This is a genomic window from Burkholderiales bacterium (genome assembly GCA_036262035.1).
Classification (GTDB): Bacteria; Pseudomonadota; Gammaproteobacteria; order Burkholderiales; family SG8-41; genus JAQGMV01.
In genome coordinates this window covers 875,891-891,210 of record DATAJS010000010.1, presented here as the reverse complement: position 1 = coordinate 891,210, position 15,320 = coordinate 875,891, and the positions used below count along the sequence as shown (strand labels likewise).

16 protein-coding genes and 1 tRNA gene are annotated in these 15,320 nt (G+C 66.6%); 5 read left to right on the top strand and 12 right to left on the bottom strand.

Going from position 1 to position 15,320, the window contains the following annotated elements:
- The first annotated feature begins 166 nt into the window (after window positions 1-166).
- Window positions 167-1,123: a mechanosensitive ion channel domain-containing protein gene (locus VHP37_12195; protein ID HEX2827101.1), complete on the top strand. Its 957-nt coding sequence runs from the start codon at window positions 167-169 to the stop codon at window positions 1,121-1,123.
- Complete coding sequence (locus VHP37_12190) at window positions 1,095-1,325, top strand: hypothetical protein (protein HEX2827100.1); 231 nt, start codon at window positions 1,095-1,097, stop codon at window positions 1,323-1,325. Before VHP37_12195 ends, VHP37_12190 begins: the two co-directional genes overlap by 29 nt.
- Before the next feature lie 12 nt (window positions 1,326-1,337).
- On the opposite strand, the gene VHP37_12185 is transcribed toward VHP37_12190, so the two are convergent.
- The 4 genes from VHP37_12185 to VHP37_12170 form a co-directional block, all read right to left on the bottom strand.
- The gene (locus VHP37_12185) at window positions 1,338-1,511 is read right to left on the bottom strand and encodes a hypothetical protein (GenBank protein HEX2827099.1); all 174 of its coding nucleotides are present in this window, start codon (window positions 1,509-1,511) and stop codon (window positions 1,338-1,340) included.
- Window positions 1,512-1,659: 148 nt separating this feature from the next.
- On the bottom strand, window positions 1,660-1,806 hold the full coding sequence (locus VHP37_12180) for a hypothetical protein (protein ID HEX2827098.1): 147 nt from the start codon (window positions 1,804-1,806) through the stop codon (window positions 1,660-1,662).
- Window positions 1,807-1,968: 162 nt separating this feature from the next.
- A complete protein-coding gene (locus tag VHP37_12175; GenBank protein HEX2827097.1) occupies window positions 1,969-2,802 on the bottom strand; it encodes a hypothetical protein in 834 nt (277 codons plus the stop codon).
- A gap of 39 nt (window positions 2,803-2,841) precedes the next feature.
- Window positions 2,842-2,918, bottom strand: a tRNA-Ile gene (locus VHP37_12170).
- 123 nt (window positions 2,919-3,041) lie between these two features.
- Between VHP37_12170 and VHP37_12165 the strand changes: the two genes are divergently transcribed.
- The gene (locus tag VHP37_12165) at window positions 3,042-4,457 is read left to right on the top strand and encodes a PQQ-dependent sugar dehydrogenase (protein ID HEX2827096.1); all 1,416 of its coding nucleotides are present in this window, start codon (window positions 3,042-3,044) and stop codon (window positions 4,455-4,457) included.
- Here the strand turns inward: VHP37_12165 and VHP37_12160 are convergent.
- The 5 genes from VHP37_12160 to rpsU all read right to left on the bottom strand — a co-directional run bounded on the left by VHP37_12160 (window position 4,447) and on the right by rpsU (window position 11,611).
- Window positions 4,447-6,156: a tetratricopeptide repeat protein gene (locus VHP37_12160; protein ID HEX2827095.1), complete on the bottom strand. Its 1,710-nt coding sequence runs from the start codon at window positions 6,154-6,156 to the stop codon at window positions 4,447-4,449. The two genes, VHP37_12165 and VHP37_12160, sit on opposite strands and share 11 nt — an antisense overlap.
- A 73-nt stretch (window positions 6,157-6,229) precedes the next feature.
- Window positions 6,230-8,644 carry an RNA polymerase sigma factor RpoD gene (gene rpoD, locus VHP37_12155; GenBank protein ID HEX2827094.1) on the bottom strand — a complete coding sequence of 805 codons (2,415 nt, stop codon included), beginning with the start codon at window positions 8,642-8,644 and terminating at the stop codon, window positions 6,230-6,232.
- Window positions 8,645-8,938: 294 nt separating this feature from the next.
- Window positions 8,939-10,723 carry a DNA primase gene (gene dnaG, locus VHP37_12150; protein ID HEX2827093.1) on the bottom strand — a complete coding sequence of 595 codons (1,785 nt, stop codon included), beginning with the start codon at window positions 10,721-10,723 and terminating at the stop codon, window positions 8,939-8,941.
- 100 nt (window positions 10,724-10,823) lie between these two features.
- Entirely contained in the window at window positions 10,824-11,303 is a 480-nt protein-coding gene (locus VHP37_12145; GenBank protein HEX2827092.1) for a GatB/YqeY domain-containing protein, read from the bottom strand.
- Window positions 11,304-11,398: 95 nt separating this feature from the next.
- Window positions 11,399-11,611: a 30S ribosomal protein S21 gene (rpsU, locus tag VHP37_12140; GenBank protein HEX2827091.1), complete on the bottom strand. Its 213-nt coding sequence runs from the start codon at window positions 11,609-11,611 to the stop codon at window positions 11,399-11,401.
- A 121-nt stretch (window positions 11,612-11,732) separates the two neighbouring features.
- Here rpsU and tsaD point away from each other — a divergent pair, with 121 nt between their 5' ends.
- Window positions 11,733-12,761 carry a tRNA (adenosine(37)-N6)-threonylcarbamoyltransferase complex transferase subunit TsaD gene (tsaD, locus tag VHP37_12135; GenBank protein ID HEX2827090.1) on the top strand — a complete coding sequence of 343 codons (1,029 nt, stop codon included), beginning with the start codon at window positions 11,733-11,735 and terminating at the stop codon, window positions 12,759-12,761.
- Between the two features lie 4 nt (window positions 12,762-12,765).
- On the opposite strand, the gene plsY is transcribed toward tsaD, so the two are convergent.
- Window positions 12,766-13,368, bottom strand: a complete 603-nt coding sequence (plsY, locus tag VHP37_12130; GenBank protein HEX2827089.1) for a glycerol-3-phosphate 1-O-acyltransferase PlsY — start codon at window positions 13,366-13,368, stop codon at window positions 12,766-12,768.
- Window positions 13,369-13,457: 89 nt separating this feature from the next.
- On the opposite strand from plsY, the gene VHP37_12125 reads away from it, so the two are divergent.
- Window positions 13,458-13,811 (top strand): dihydroneopterin aldolase, encoded by a 354-nt coding sequence (locus tag VHP37_12125; protein ID HEX2827088.1) that lies wholly within the window; start codon window positions 13,458-13,460, stop codon window positions 13,809-13,811.
- 121 nt (window positions 13,812-13,932) lie between these two features.
- Here the strand turns inward: VHP37_12125 and xerD are convergent, their stop codons facing one another.
- Window positions 13,933-14,811 (bottom strand): site-specific tyrosine recombinase XerD, encoded by an 879-nt coding sequence (gene xerD / locus VHP37_12120; protein HEX2827087.1) that lies wholly within the window; start codon window positions 14,809-14,811, stop codon window positions 13,933-13,935.
- 32 nt (window positions 14,812-14,843) lie between these two features.
- Window positions 14,844-15,320 carry a methylated-DNA--[protein]-cysteine S-methyltransferase gene (locus tag VHP37_12115; GenBank protein HEX2827086.1) on the bottom strand — a complete coding sequence of 159 codons (477 nt, stop codon included), beginning with the start codon at window positions 15,318-15,320 and terminating at the stop codon, window positions 14,844-14,846.

Below are 15,320 nucleotides of genomic sequence, written 5' to 3'. Positions count from 1 at the left end.
CGCCGCCTTGAAAACGGTGGGTGCGAGGCAAAAAGGGGTTGTTTTTACAGGAAAATGCCGCAAAAAGCGACCCTGATGGACCACGCCGGCCGCGTGGAGTTCCGCGACGGCATGGCGCCTGCTGCGAGGCGCGTCAGCCCGCCACGCATACGGAGCCGCGCCTTTCATGGATTGGGACTGGAACGACCTCTTCGGCTGGATCTACGCCCCGCTCGTCACGGTCGGCACGACCGACATCACGTTCGGGCGTATCGGGGGGCTCATCCTGATGCTGCTCGGCGTCTGGTGGGCGTCTTCCGTCCTCGAACGCGCGCTGCGCCGGCTCGCGCTGCACGGGCACCATCACGCCACGACCTCGACCGTCTACGCCTTCACCCGGCTGGTGCGCTACGTGGTCTGGATCGTCGGCACGATCATCGGGCTCAACTTCATGGGCTTCGAGCTGACGAGCCTCGCCTTTCTGGGGGGCGCGATCGGCGTCGGCATCGGCTTCGGGCTCCAGAACATCTTCCAGAACTTCATCTCGGGCATCATCATCCTGGTCGAAAAAACCCTCAAGGTCGGCGACTTCGTCGAGATCGCGTCCGGCCTGCGCGGCACGGTGGTGGAGATCGGCATGCGCTACACCCGGGTGTCGACCAACGACGAAGTCGACGTGCTGGTGCCGAACTCCGAGTTCATCAACAAGCCGGTGACGAACTGGACATACGGCGACCGCACGCGGCGCGTCAAGGTGCCTTTCGGGGTGGCCTACGGGTCCGACAAGGAGGCGGTGCGCGAAGCGGGCCTTGCTGCGGTGCGCTCGGTCAAAGGCGTCCTCATCGACGATGCGCACCCGGCAACGGTGCTGTTGAAGAACTTCGGCGAGAGCAGCCTCGACTTCGAGATCAGGACGTGGGTGGGGCCGGACCTCGTCACACACCCGGGCGGCACGACTTCGCGCATCCTGTGGGCGCTGGAGACCGAGCTCACGAAGCGCGGCATCGAGCTGCCGTTCCCGCAACGCGACCTGCACCTGCGCTCGGTGCCCGAAGGCTTCGCGCAGGCGCGGCCCTTGCAGCCGCAAAACGCGTTAACCAGCACGGAGGCACATCGTGCAGACGCAAACCCTGCAACAAGGTGAGTGGTATCACACCGTCGACTGCTCGCGCTGCGGCGCGGCCGTCCACGCGTTTCACGCCCGCACCGGCGAAGGCGAGCGCCTTCCGGGGCCGGGGCTCTTCTCGGTGCGCTGCGGCGAGTGCGGCTATCCCGACCTGTACAAGCCCAACGCGTTCAAACCCAGACGCTACGCGAGACAACGTCTCGCCGCGGTCCAGAGCTGAATCGGAGATCGGCTAAATGTCGACGAGCGCGCGCGGCTCGCCCTGCTCGAAAGCGGATGCGTCGTCGTAGACCGCGAGGTTGGTCGAAGTGATCGCGACGACCTTGCCGTCACGCAGGGTGACGACGTCCAGGAATTCGCCGGCACTGCCCCACGTCTCGACGTCGGCGATGAATGCTGAGTCCATATTTGCGGCATATTGTTTTTAAACACTGCCGCAATTGTGCTTGGCCGTTATCTCGAAATTGTCTCGCGCGCGTATGTGCGGATTCCATGCGCGCAGCGTATCGATCGCCACGATGCGGCAAGAGCCGCGCGTTGCACCTGCGATCGGCTCAGAACCTGCGCGTGAAGATGAACGCGCGCAGCACACAGGCCACACCCGCGGCCACAAAGAACCATTTGTAATCGGCGTAAGCCGCGGCGCCGGCGAAACACGCCACGCTGGTGGCGAAGAGCAGAGCTCTCTTGGGGGCGTTCATAGCGCGTTGCCGTCGGCAGGGACACGACGGGTGATCACGGACGATCCCGCAGCCGTATTTACGGCAGCATTGCTGATTCGCGTAGGGGACGGCCGTGACTTTTGGCGCACCTGTGTGAAGGTGCGCGGACAACGGCTTTGCGGACGCCTCGATCGGCGACGCTCAGACGCAGATGTATTTGTCCCTGAACGCCAGATAATGCTGCGTCAGCGCGTCATCATCGGCGACAGCCTCGAGGATTCTCTCGACCAGGTACTCCAGGTAAAAGATCGCCACGCGGGGAGCCAGTGACTTCGAGACGATCTGCTTGATCGTGTTCTCCGCCTGCCTCAGCTTCTCGTTGGCTTTCGGAAAGATGAACACGACACCGCTGTCGGGATATCTGCCGAGGTAGGAAAGGTTGCGGAGCACCTGGTAGTTCGCACAGAACGTCGCCGGGTCGAGCCACTTCGGGTCCACAGCCTGCCGCAAGTGCGGCTCGTAGTGATCCTTGAGCTTCTGCTGGTGACGTTCGTCATTGTCACAGCTACCGAACGCCTGTTCGGACAGCTTCAGCTCGAAGAATATCCTGCGGCATGTCGGCGATTCCATGAGGAAGTCGAAGTTCGTGCCCTCCGCGGGATCCAAAACCTTCTCGAAGCAGCCCATGTACTCGGCCCCGTCCACAATGCCGAGGACCTGCACCAGGCGCGGATCGACCTTCCCGTCTTCCAGGAACGGGAAAAGCAGATTGAAGGCCATCGCCTGTGACGAGTTGAGGTGATGGAAATACCGGTGCAGATCGAGCTTCGTCGCCTGCCCGTCGAACCACGACCAGAAGCTCTCGCTGATCGTCGGCAGAAGGTTCGATCGACAGGACTCCTTGGGCAGGATGTGCTCGCAGGCGATGTCTTCGCCACGCGGGTTACGCCACGTGCCGAGCGGAATGTCCGGATGATGTTTACGCTTGTGCTCGCCGAGCCGGGCGAGCAGTCGCTCCGAGTAACTTTGCGCCATAGGCTCGACAGGGAAAGCTCGGCAAGTGCCTGGAAAATCTGGTGGGTCTGCTCGGACTCGAACCGAGGACCAAGGGATTATGAGTCCCCTGCTCTAACCGACTGAGCTACAGACCCGAGGGCGCGATTCTACCGCAGGCGTCGGGCGTTCCCCGATGGCCGGGACGCACGTTGCCCGGAACAATCGGCGCGTTACGCATGTTCTGCTAGGCGTCGAAAGCAACAGCCGGAGGACGAACGATGCGCAGGCGGCTCGGCCTTTTGGCTTTGGGCGCGCTTGCGCTACTCGCCGGATGCGGCGGCGGAGGCGGTGGTGGCGGTGCGGTCGGCAACGCCGGAACGCTGCGCGTGATCGTCGTGGGGCTTGCGGTGGGCGCGAGCCCGTCGGTCATGGTGACCGGGCCCGGCAACGTGAGCCAGGCGCTGAGCACGACCGACATGACGCTCACGCTCGCGCCCGGCGTCTACACCATCACGGCGGGTAACGTGCTCGACGGCGCGAGCAACTTCGCTCCGCAGCAGGCGATGCAGACCGCCACGGTGACCGCGGGCGCAAGCGCCGCCGCGACCGTCACCTACAACAACGCCGGCGCTTTTCGGCTGGCGCTGCAGCAGGTGGTCGCCGGCCTCGCCGATCCGCTGTTCCTCGCTTCGCCGGCGGGCGACGCGCGCCTGTTCGTGGTGGAGCGCACCGGCCGCATCCGCATCGTGCAGAACGGCGTCGTGGCCCCCGCGCCTTTCCTCGACATCTCGGCGCGCGCCAGCACCGCCGGCGAAGGCGGGCTGCTCTCGCTCGCGTTCGACCCGCAGTTCGCGACGAACGGTTCGTTCTATGTCTACTTCACCGATACGACCGGCGACGTCGCGATCGAGCGCTTCCAGGTATCCGCGAATCCCGCGGCCGCCGATCCGACGCCGCTGCGCATCATCACGATCACCCACCGCTCGTTCACCAATCACAAGGGCGGCCTCGTCGCGTTCGGTCCCGACGGGTTTCTCTATCTCGCGCCGGGCGACGGCGGCGGCGGCGGCGATCCGCTGGGCAGCGGCCAGAACCTCAACACGCTGCTCGGCAAGATCCTGCGCATCGACGTCTCGAACGCGAGCGCGGCGCAGCCGTACGCCATCCCGGCGGGCAATCCTTTCACGGGACAGCCGAATCGCCGCGGCGAGATCTGGGGCTTCGGGCTGCGCAATCCGTTCCGCTACACGTTCGATACGGGCACGCTGTACATCGCGGACGTCGGGCAGAACCGCATCGAGGAAGTCGACGCGGTCGCCGCGAGCGCCGCCGGCGTCAACTACGGCTGGAACGTGACCGAAGGGTCGCTGTGCTTCCCGGGCGATCCGTGCAGCACGCAGGGCATCACGCTGCCTGTGCTCGAATACGATCACGGCGCTGCCGGCGGGTGCTCGATCATCGGCGGCTTCGTCTACCGCGGCACCGCGATCCCCGAGCTCGCCGGTCGCTATCTCTATTCCGATTTCTGCACCGGCTTCCTGCGCACCTTCGCGCTGCGCGGCGGGAGCGCGATGGAGCGCATCGACTGGGCCATCCCCAGTGTGGGATCGATCTTCTCGTTCGGTCAGGATGCCCAGGGCGAGCTCTACATGCTCACCTCGACCGGCGCGGTGATGCGCGTGGTCAGGCAATAAGCTCCCCAAGGCGCTCGGCGTACATCCGCTCGAACGCATCCTCGAGACCGCGCACCAGTGCCGGCGTATCGAAGAACGGCGCAGACGTGCGCGCTTCGAGCATCTGCCGGTGCAGCGCTCGGGTGCGCGCAGGGTCGCGTGCGAGCGACAGCGCCGCATCGGCGTACGCGTCGTCTCCGTCGACCACGAGCTCGCCGCCGCCCGCCGCGCTGACGAGGCTCGCCGCGACGCGGCTCGCGAACGTCTCTCCCGGCGCGGTGAGGACCGGCACCCCCGCCCACAGGAGATCGGCGGTCGTGCTGTGTCCGTTGTACCAACCGAGCGTATCGAGCGCGAGGTCGGCGCACCCCAGGCGCGCGAGATGCGCGGGCTTGCCGGCGACGCGCTCGGCGAAGACGATGCGCGCCGGATCGAGCCCGCACGCGCTCGCGCGCGCACGCAGGTTCTCCGCCGCGAGCGGGTTGGTCTTGCGCAGCCACAGCAGCGCGCGCGGCTCGCGTGCGAGGATCGTCAGCCACAGCTCGAAGGTGCGGCGGGTGATGCGCGACGGATCACCGAAGTTGCAGCAGACCAACGCGTCCCCGGGCAGGCCGTGCGCCGCTCGCGACGTGGCCGGCGCCGCGAGCGCGTCGCCGCCGTCCGCGACCATGAAACACTGCTCGACGCGCACGATGCGCTCGCTGAACTGCGCGTCCAGGTGCGCGGGCGTCGCGATCGCATCGCCGACGAAGCAGTCGACATAAGCGGCGCCCGTGGTGCCGGGGTAACCGAGGTAATGCGCCTGCACGGGTGCGGGCCGCTTCGCCAGGATGCCGAGGCGGTTGCCGGTTGTGTGGCCCATGAGGTCGATCGCGAGATCCACGCCGGCGCCGGCGATCGAGCGCGCCGCCTCGTCGTCGCCCATGCGCGAGATGTCGACGAAGCGATCGACGCTGTCGGCGATCGCGCGGCGATAGACGCTGTCGTCGCCGCCGCCCCACGAATACGCGTGCACTTCGAAGCGCGAGCGATCGTGGTGGGCGAGCGCGCTCTTCAGCACGTGTCCCACCGGATGGTCGCGGAAATCTCGCGAGAGATAGGCGATGCGAAGACGGCCGGGACGCGCGCTTCGGTCGCGACGGCGAACGAGCGCCTCGCGCGCGGGGGGCGGCGCGTGGAACGCCGCGACCGCCTTGCACTGCCCGGCGTCGAGGCCGAGATACGCCGCGGTCAGCGGCGAGACGCGCTTCATCCAGAGTTCTGCCGGCTCTCGCGCCGCGCGTTCGCGCAGCTCGGCAGCCACGGCCTCGGCCGCATCCCAGTCGCACGCTTCCAGCGCCGCGTACATCAGCGCCTCGTGCGCCTCGGGCATCGCATTCCGGGCGTGCGCCGCCGCGCGATAGTGGGACAGCGCATCGGCAAGGCGGCCGTTGATCTTCAGCACGTGCGCGTAGTTGAAATGAGCGGGCGCGAACCCGGCGTCGATCTCGAGGGCGCGGGTGAGCCAAGTCACCGCATGTGCGGCGCGGTCCTGCTCGAGCAGCGCGACCGCGAGATTGGTCGCGGCGGCCGCGTCGCGCGGATGCTCGGCGACCGCGCGACGCAGAAGCGCTTCGGCTTCGGCGTGCAGGCCGGCGCGCGAGAGGTCGAGCGCGCGCCGCACCCGCGGCTCGGCCGACGCGCGGGGCTTGAACGCCGAGCGCAGCGCGCGCCAGAGCATCAGAAGCTGCGGACGAAAAAAAACCGCGTGCAACGGTCGCATTGCACGCGGTTCATGTCGAGCGGGCCCGGCGTCAGCCCTCGGTGTCGAGGAACGAGCGCAGGCGCTCCGAGCGCGACGGGTGGCGGAGTTTCCGCAGCGCCTTCGCCTCGATCTGGCGGATGCGCTCGCGCGTGACGTCGAACTGCTTGCCGACCTCCTCCAGCGTGTGGTCGGTGTTCATCTCGATGCCGAAGCGCATGCGCAGCACCTTCGCTTCGCGCGGGGTCAGCGTATCGAGCACGTCTTTCGTGACACCGCGCAAGCTTGCGTACACCGCCGAGTCCGAAGGCGCCATCGTCGACTGGTCCTCGATGAAATCGCCGAGATGCGAATCGTCGTCGTCGCCGATCGGCGTCTCCATCGAGATCGGCTCCTTGCTGATCTTGAGGATCTTGCGGATCTTCTCTTCCGGCATCTCCATCTTCTCGGCCAGCAGCGCGGGATCGGGCTCCTGCCCGGTTTCCTGCAGGATCTGGCGCGAGATGCGGTTCATCTTGTTGATCGTCTCGATCATGTGCACCGGGATGCGGATGGTGCGCGCCTGGTCCGCGATCGAGCGCGTGATCGCCTGCCGGATCCACCACGTCGCGTAGGTCGAGAACTTGTAGCCGCGGCGGTATTCGAACTTGTCCACCGCCTTCATCAGACCGATGTTCCCTTCCTGGATGAGGTCGAGGAACTGCAGACCGCGGTTGGTGTACTTCTTGGCGATCGAGATCACCAGGCGCAGGTTGGCCTCGGTCATCTCGCGCTTGGCGCGGCGGGCGCGGGCTTCGCCCGTCGTCATCTGGCGGTTGATCTCTTTGAGGTCCTTGATCGGGATGCCGACGCGCGCCTGCAGGTCGAGGAGCTTCTGCTGCTGCTCGGTGATCGCCGGCTCGAAACGCTCGAGCGCCACGCTCCACGGCTTGTGCGCCTCGATCTCGTTCTTCACCCAGCGCAGGTTGGTCTCCTTGCCGGGGAACTCCTTGATGAAGTGGTGACGCGGCATCTGCGCCTTGTCCACCGAGAGGTGCATGATGTTGCGCTCGTTGGTGCGCACGTCGTCGACGAGCTTGCGCACGCCGTCGCACAGCGACTCGATCTGCTTCGCCGCGAAGCGGATGTTCATGAGCTCGTCGGAGATGTGCTCGCGCGCCTGCACGTACGGCTTGGAACGAGGACCTTCCTTCTGGAGGGCCTTCATCATCTTGTCGTACTGCTTGCGGATCACGTCGAAGCGGGCGAGCGCCTCTTCCTTGAGCTTGAGCATGTCGGCGCTCTGCACCGCGGCGCCGTCTTCCTCGTCGTCGCCTTCCTCGTCGAGGTCCCCGTCATCGTCGTCGTCGGCGGCCGCCGCTTGAGGCGCCGGGGACGGAATCTCCTCTTCGGTCGCGTTCGGATCGACGAGGCCGTCGACCACTTCGTCGACGCGCATCTCGTCCTTGCCGATGCGGTCGGCGAGGTTGAGGATCTCCGCGATCGTCGTCGGGCACGCCGAGATCGCCTGGATCATGTGCTTCAGGCCGTCCTCGATGCGCTTGGCGATCTCGATCTCGCCTTCACGCGTGAGCAGCTCCACCGAGCCCATCTCGCGCATGTACATGCGCACCGGGTCGGTGGTGCGACCGAACTCGGAGTCGACGGTCGACAGCGCGGCTTCGGCTTCTTCCACCGCGGCTTCGTCGGTGACCGCCGGCGTCACGTCCGACATGAGCAGCGTCTCGGCATCCGGGGCTTCGTCGTACACCTGGATGCCCATGTCGTTGATCATGCCGATGATGTTCTCGATCTGCTCGGCGTCCATCATGTCGTCGGGCAGATGGTCGTTGATCTCGGCGTACGTGAGGTACGTGCGCTCCTTGCCGAGCACGATCAGGTTCTTCAGGCGGATGCGGCGCGCTTCGGCGTCGGCCGGCGAGAGCTCGCGGCGCTCGAACTCCTTGACGAGCGCTTTCTCCTTGGCGGTGAGGCCGCGAGTGGACTTCTTCGCGACCGGCAGGCTCGCGGTCGGCGCGGCGGAGGCCGACGGCGCGCCGGCGGCGCCCGGACGCGCGGTGATCGCGGCGGCCTGGACTTTCTCCTGCGCTTTCTTGCCGAGCGCCTTGAGCGTGGCGAGGCGCTGCTCTTTCTTGTTCGCCGATTTCAGCAGAGGCTTGACGGGGGCTTTCGCGACGGGTTTCAGGGCGGCTTTCGGCTTGGTCTTGGCCGCGCTCTTGGCGACGGCAGGCTGCTTGGAACGGTGGACTTTCAATTTCGTTTTCGTGGCCTTGCGAGTCAGTGCGGTGCGGGTGGCGGTCTTGGCCGAGCGCGCGGTGGCGCCGGCGCGCTTGACGAGCCGGCTCGGCTTCGCAGCGGCCGTCTTCGCGGCCGCGCCTTTTCTGGCGGCGGCGCTCTTGGCGGCGGCGCTCCTGCTGCCGGCGTACGTCTTGGATTTGGATGCTGCGGCTTTCCTTGCTTTGGCCATGTCCGGTGCCCCGCGGCTTGAATGTGGTGCGTTGAAAAAACCGAATATTATACCCTAAGACCTGTCCTCAGGCCCTAAAGATTCTGCGATAAATCGTTGTTTCGATTAAATAAGACTTGCAAATCGGGCGCGAACCTTGCTTCGGGAGCCGCCGCGCACCGCCCATTCTTGCCGCCGTCCGCCTCTCTTTCCGATGGGGGCGCGTGCGGTTCTTTCAATAGGCGCGGCCTCCCCTGAGGACGCGCCGGTTCAAATCGTCGATCGTAGATCGAGTTTAGCGCGGCCGCCAGCGTGTTAGACCGGCGGAACGTTTCCGACTCGGCGCCCGCCTTTAAGTTCACCCAGTTTCGCCCTCAGCGCGTTGAATCGCTCGCGCTCGGCTTCGGTGCTGACGCCGCGGGACACCAGCTCCCCGTACTCGGCTTCGACGCGGTGCAGCTCGAGCTTGCCCAGGATGCCTTCGAGGTCCGCCCGGGCATCGTCGAATGACGCCGTCTCTTCCAGCACCTCGCCGGCGAACGATTCGTACAGGTCGGCGTCCGGCCACTCGCGCAAGGCCTGGAACAGGGCGCCCGTGGTGCTTATTCCCGCGTCGCGAATGCGGTCGACCAGACCCGCGACCGGCGCGTAATCCGGATCGCCGGCGAGCAGCCGCCGCTGGTCGTCGGTCATGGTTTCGGCGAGCTGGGGCGCACTGATGACCAGGCGCAGCGCTTCGCGCGGCAACGAGGGCGCGGTCTTGGCGCGCGGCGCCTTGAGCGGTGGCGGGGCGGCCCTGGCGCGCGCGCCGGCGTCGCTGGCGGCGAGGCCGCACAGCGCCTCGACTTCGCCGACGGCGAGCCGCGCGCGCTCGGCGAGCGCATGCAGCACCTGCGCGCGGAAAGCGCTCTTCTGGAGCTTCGTGACGAGCGGTTTGGCGGCGCTCACCAGGGCCGCGCGGCCTTCGGCCGACGCGAGGTCGGAGCGGCTCGAGAGCTCGTCGAGGAGGTAGCGCGACAGCGGGACCGCCGAGCCGAGCAGCGCCTCGAACCCGTCCTTGCCGTGTTGGCGGATGTAGGTGTCCGGGTCTTCGCCCTGCGGCAGGAAGAGAAAGCGCACCGATTTGCCGTCGACGAGCTCGGGCAGGCTGTTCTCCAGCGCGCGCCACGCGGCGCGGCGCCCGGCGGCATCGCCGTCGAACGAGAACACGACCTCGTCGGCCTGGCGAAAGAGCTTCTGCACGTGCAGGCCGGTGGTGGCGGTGCCGAGCGTCGCCACGGCGTAGCCCACACCGTGCTGCGCCAGCGCGACCACGTCCATATAGCCTTCGACGACCAGCACCCGGCCGGCGTCGTGGATGGCGCGGCGCGCCTGGTACAGGCCGTAGAGCTCACGGCCTTTTTCGAAGACCGGGGTCTCGGGCGAGTTGAGGTATTTGGGCTCGCCCTTGTCGAGCACGCGGCCGCCGAAGCCGATCACGTTGCCGCGCACGTCGACGATCGGGAACATGATGCGGTCCCGGAACACGTCGTAGCGCTTGCTCCCCTCGCCCTGCTTGACCAGACCCGAGGTGACGAGCGGCTTGGCGCCGTAGTCTTCGAACGCCTGGTCGAGGTTCTGCCACGCATCGGGTGCATAGCCGATGCCGAAACGTTTGGCGATGTCGCCGGACAGGCCGCGGCCCTTGAGGTATTCCACCGCGCGTGGGGAATCCTTGAGCTGCGAGCGGTAGTAGCGCGCCGCCTCGAGCAGCACGCCGTAGAGGTCGTGGGTCTCGCTCGCCTTCTTTTGTGAGTACTCACTTCGCTCGGGCTCGGGCACTTTCATCCCGACGCTCTGGGCGAGGTCCTTGACCGCGTCGACGAAGCCGACGCCGCTGTACTCCATCAGGAACGAGATCGCGGTGCCGTGCGCCCCGCAGCCGAAGCAGTGATAGAACTGCTTGGTCGGCGCGACCGTGAACGAGGGCGACTTCTCGGCGTGGAACGGGCAGCAGGCGACGTAGTTAGCGCCCGCTTTTTTCAGCTTAACGTAGCGGTCGATGACGTCGACGATGTCGACGCGATGGAGCAGATCCTGGATGAAGGACTGGGGGATCACGGACTGATTATAGAAAGGAGAGAGGGGAAAGGAGATAGGAGAAACACCGGCCGGCGCGCCAGCGACTCTCCTCTCCCCTCTCGCCTCTCTCCTCGCTGATTCAGCCCGCGAGCTTTTGCTTTACGCGCGCTGAAACTTTCGACATGTCGGCGCGCCCGGCGAGCTTCGCCTTGAGCGGCCCCATGACCTTGCCCATGTCGGACGGGCCCTTCGCGCCCGCCTCGGCGATCGCGGCGGCGATGGCGGCATCGATGTCCGCTTCGGACATCGCCGCGGGCATGTAGCGCTCGAGCACCGAGATCTCGAACTGCTCCTTGTCCGCCAGATCGCCGCGTCCGCCCTGCCGGAACTGAGCGATCGAATCGCGGCGCTGCTTGATCATCTTGTCGATGACCGCGACCACGTCCGGATCCCCGAGCGATTTGCGCTCGTCGCCGCTTTTCTGCGCCAGATCTTTGCGCTCGTCCACTTCTTTTTGCTTGAGCGCGGCGGTCAGCAGGCGCAGCGCGTCGCGGCGCGCGGCATCGCCTGCGCGCATCGCGGTCTTCAAGTCTTCGTTGATCTGGTCGCGGAGGGCCATCGGGAGTGGAGGGTGAATGCGTGAAGGGTGAAGGGCAAAAGCAAAAAGGGCGAAGGAAACTCCCTTCACCCTTCATCCCTGACCCTTCACTGAACTCAGTAGAGTTTCGGCGGCAGGAGCTGCGAGCGCAGGCGCTTGTGGTGGCGCTTGATCGCGGCGGCGAGCTTGCGCTTTCTTTCCGAGGTGGGCTTCTCGTAGAACTCGCGGGCGCGAAGCTCGGTCAGAAGGCCGGTCTTTTCCACGGTGCGCTTGAAGCGGCGAAGCGCCACTTCGAATGGCTCGTTTTCCTTGACGCGTACGGTCGGCATAGAAGGCTGGGGGTTTCCTGTTGGATGAGCTTGCCGCGGGCGCTAAACCCCCGGCGAGCGGGAAAAGGCGGGTATTATAAGCAAAATCCCGCCCTGCTTCAAAGCTTTCCCTCTCTTCCCCATGGTCGTCCTCGGTATCGAAACCTCGTGCGACGAGACCGGCGTCGCGCTGTACGACACCGGCAAAGGCTTGCTCGCCCACGCCCTGCACTCCCAGGTCGCAATGCACGCCGAATACGGCGGGGTCGTCCCCGAGTTGGCGTCCCGCGACCACATCCGGCGGCTGGTGCCGCTCACGCGCGAGGTCCTGGCGCGCGCAGGCCTCGAGCTGCCGGATATCGAAGCGATCGCTTACACCGAGGGTCCCGGTCTCGCCGGCGCGCTCCTCGTCGGCACCAGCGCGGCGCACGGGCTCGCCTACGCGCTGGGCGTGCCCGCGATCGGGCTGCACCACCTCGAAGGGCACCTGCTGTCGCCGCTCCTCGCCGATCCCGCGCCCGAATTCCCGTTCGTCGCCCTGCTCGTCTCCGGCGGCCACACCCAGCTCATGCGGGTGGACGGCGTGGGTGAGTACACACTTCTCGGCGAGACGCTCGACGACGCCGCGGGCGAAGCGTTCGACAAGAGCGCGAAGCTGATGGGGCTGGGCTATCCCGGCGGCCCCGCCATCGCCCGGCTCGCCGAGCACGGCCGCGCCGGCAAGTACAAGCTGCCGCGCCCGATGCTCGCGAGCGGCAATCTCGAGTTCAGCTTCAGCGGATTGAAGACCGCGGTGCTGACCGCCGCGCATGCCGCTCCGCTGGACGACGTCGCGCGCGCCGATCTTTCGGCTGAAGTGCAGGCCGCGATCGTCGAAGTGCTCGTCGCCAAGTCGATTGCGGCGCTGGAAGAGACCGGCCTTACGCGGCTGGTGGTCGCGGGCGGCGTCGGCGCGAACCGTCTCCTGCGCGAGAAGCTCTCCGCGCGCGCGGCGGCCCGGGGTTATCGCGTGTACTACCCCGACCTCGATCTGTGCACCGACAACGGCGCGATGATCGCGTTCGCAGGCGCGCTGCGCCTGCAGCGCGACCTTTCGAACGCGAATGCTTCAATACTCGCGTTCAGCGTGAAGCCCCGGTGGGATCTCGCGGAGCTGCAACCTCCTTCGTAGCGCCCTACGATCTGCTGCCGAGGCGCCCTTCGGTGCCCGCCAGCAGGTTGCGGATGTTCGAGCGATGGCGCCAGACGAGCAGCGCCGCGATGACCGCCACGCTCGCGAAATACGGATGGCCGGCGTTGTAGAGCATGAGCGTGCCGAACGGCGCGAACAGCGCCGACACCAGCGCGGCCAGCGACGAGATGCGGAAGAAGAAGACGATGACGAGCCACGTCGCGGCGGTGCCGAGCGCGACGTAGAGGTTGAGGCCGAACAGCACGCCCAGCGCGGTCGCCACACCTTTGCCGCCCTGGAAGCGATGGAAGACCGGGTACATGTGGCCGAGCACCGCCGCGAGCGCCGCGAGCGCTTTGGCGAGCTCGAGCGTCTGGCTGTCGGCGAACGTCGCGGCGATCACGACGGCCACCCAGCCTTTGAGGCTGTCCCCGAGCAGCGTCAGCGCCGCCGCCGCTTTCTTGCCCGAGCGCAGCACGTTGGTCGCACCGGGATTCTGCGAGCCGTAGGTGCGCGGGTCGGGCAGGCGGAACGCGCGGCTCGTGACCACTGCGAAAGAGATCGAGCCGATGAGATAGGCGATGACGGCGAGCGCGAAAGTCGTCACGGGTTATTTCACTTACAATGCGGCGGTGAATTTTAACCGCATTCCGCGCGCGCCCCGCCCTGACCTCTGAATCCTGACTCCTGCATTTCGTGGACACCATATTCATCAGCGATTTTCGCCTCGAGATACTGATCGGCGTCTACGAGTGGGAGCGGCGCGTGCCGCAGACGGTGCAGTTCGACCTCGAGTTCGGTCTGCCGCCGCGCGACAAGCGCTCCGACCGGATCGGCGACACCATCGATTACGCCAAGGTCGTCGCACGCATCCAGGAAAGCCTCGTCGACAATCGCTTCGTGCTCGTCGAAGCGCTCGCCGAGCACATCGCCCAGCTCGTGCTCACCGAGTTCGGCTCGCCCTGGATACGCGCGAGCGTGACCAAGCTCGGCGCGCTGAAAGGCGTGAAGCGCCTCGGCGTGACGATCGAGCGCGGCGTGCGGACTTGAAAAGCGGTTGACCGCCAAGGACGCAAAGGACGCAAAGGTTATTTAGCGTCGCATTGTCAGGCGTGCGCGATGTTCAGCTTTCCTTGGCGTCCTTTGCGTCCTTTGAGGTTAAACAGCCCTTTCAGCCCCTGGGGTGATGCTTGGCGTGGAGCTGCTTCAATCGCTCGCGCGCGACGTGGGTGTAGATCTGCGTGGTCGAGATGTCGGAGTGGCCGAGCAGCAGCTGCACCACGCGTAAATCGGCGCCGTGGTTCAGGAGATGCGTCGCGAACGCGTGCCGCAGGGTGTGCGGTGAGATCGATTTGCCGGGTGTGGCGGCGAACGCATAGCGCTTGAGCAGATACCAGAACGCCTGCCGCGTCATCGCGCCGCCGCGCGCGGTGACGAAGAGCGCGTCGCTGGTCCTGCGTCCGAGGAGCGCCGGCCGCGCTTCGCGCTGGTAGCGCTTCAGCCACGCCAGCGCTTCCTCCCCCAGCGGCACGAGCCGCTCCTTCGAGCCTTTGCCCATCACGCGCACCACGCCCATGTCGTGGCTCAGCTGCGACGCGGTCAGCGTCACCAGCTCGGTGACGCGCAGGCCGCTCGCGTACAGCACCTCCAGCATCGCGCGGTCGCGCAAGCCCACCGGCGTCTCCACGTCGGGCTGAGCCAGCAAGGCTTCGACGTCGTCTTCGGTGATGGTCTTGGGCAGGCCTCGCGGCAGCTTGGGGGCCTCGATCCTGAGCGTCGGATCGGCCTTGATCTCGTTGGAGCGCACGAGGTAGCGATAGAAGCGCTTGAGGCTCGACAGCAGACGCGCCGCGCTCGAAGCGCGCGTCTTCTTCGTATACCGATGGCCGAGGTAGGCCTGGATGTCGGCGTGGTCCGCGTCGGTCAGTCCCTTGGCGTGGGTGGTCGCGAGCCACTGGCCGAACAGGTTCAGGTCGCTGCGATAGCTCTCGATGGTCTTCTTCGAGAGACCGTCCTCGAGCCACAGGGTGTCGCAGAAGCGGTCGAGCATCTCGTCGCGCGCGAGCGCCGGGTTGCGCGCGGTCACGTGCGCACGATCCCTTCGTGCTTCAACAGCCAGCGCTTGATCGCCAGCGAGGTCGCCGCGGTGCCGCCCATGAAGCCGCCGATGCCGCCGGAAGCGAGCACGCGGTGGCACGGGATCACGATCGGCAGCCGGTTCTTCCCGCACGCGCCGCCGACGGGGCGCGGCGCGGTCTTGAGCGCGCGCGCGACGTCCATGTAGGTGAGCGTGTGCCCGCTCGGGATGGCGCTGATCGCGCGCCAGACGCGGCACTGGAACTCGGTGCCCGCATACTCGAACGGCACGCGCGGGGCGTACTCCGGATCGTCGAGATAGCGCTCGAGCTCGCGGCACGTGCGCGCCGCGAGCTTGGTCGTCGGTGACAGGGTCTCGATGCCGAGCGGCAGGTAATCGATGTCGGTCACGCGCTCGCCCACGGTGCGGATGCCCAGCACCGCAAAAGGCGTGGCGAGCTTGGCATGATACGACTCGAGCAT

Coding starts and splice junctions, on each gene's coding strand:
- VHP37_12195 (HEX2827101.1), top strand. CDS start 167: ATGGATTGGGACTGGAACGACCTCTTCGGCTGGATCTACGCCCCGCTC.
- VHP37_12185 (HEX2827099.1), bottom strand. CDS start 1,511: ATGGACTCAGCATTCATCGCCGACGTCGAGACGTGGGGCAGTGCCGGC.
- VHP37_12180 (HEX2827098.1), bottom strand. CDS start 1,806: ATGAACGCCCCCAAGAGAGCTCTGCTCTTCGCCACCAGCGTGGCGTGT.
- VHP37_12175 (HEX2827097.1), bottom strand. CDS start 2,802: ATGGCGCAAAGTTACTCGGAGCGACTGCTCGCCCGGCTCGGCGAGCAC.
- VHP37_12165 (HEX2827096.1), top strand. CDS start 3,042: ATGCGCAGGCGGCTCGGCCTTTTGGCTTTGGGCGCGCTTGCGCTACTC.
- VHP37_12160 (HEX2827095.1), bottom strand. CDS start 6,156: ATGCTCTGGCGCGCGCTGCGCTCGGCGTTCAAGCCCCGCGCGTCGGCC.
- rpoD (HEX2827094.1), bottom strand. CDS start 8,644: ATGGCCAAAGCAAGGAAAGCCGCAGCATCCAAATCCAAGACGTACGCC.
- VHP37_12145 (HEX2827092.1), bottom strand. CDS start 11,303: ATGGCCCTCCGCGACCAGATCAACGAAGACTTGAAGACCGCGATGCGC.
- rpsU (HEX2827091.1), bottom strand. CDS start 11,611: ATGCCGACCGTACGCGTCAAGGAAAACGAGCCATTCGAAGTGGCGCTT.
- tsaD (HEX2827090.1), top strand. CDS start 11,733: ATGGTCGTCCTCGGTATCGAAACCTCGTGCGACGAGACCGGCGTCGCG.
- xerD (HEX2827087.1), bottom strand. CDS start 14,811: ATGCTCGACCGCTTCTGCGACACCCTGTGGCTCGAGGACGGTCTCTCG.
- VHP37_12115 (HEX2827086.1), bottom strand. CDS start 15,320: ATGCTCGAGTCGTATCATGCCAAGCTCGCCACGCCTTTTGCGGTGCTG.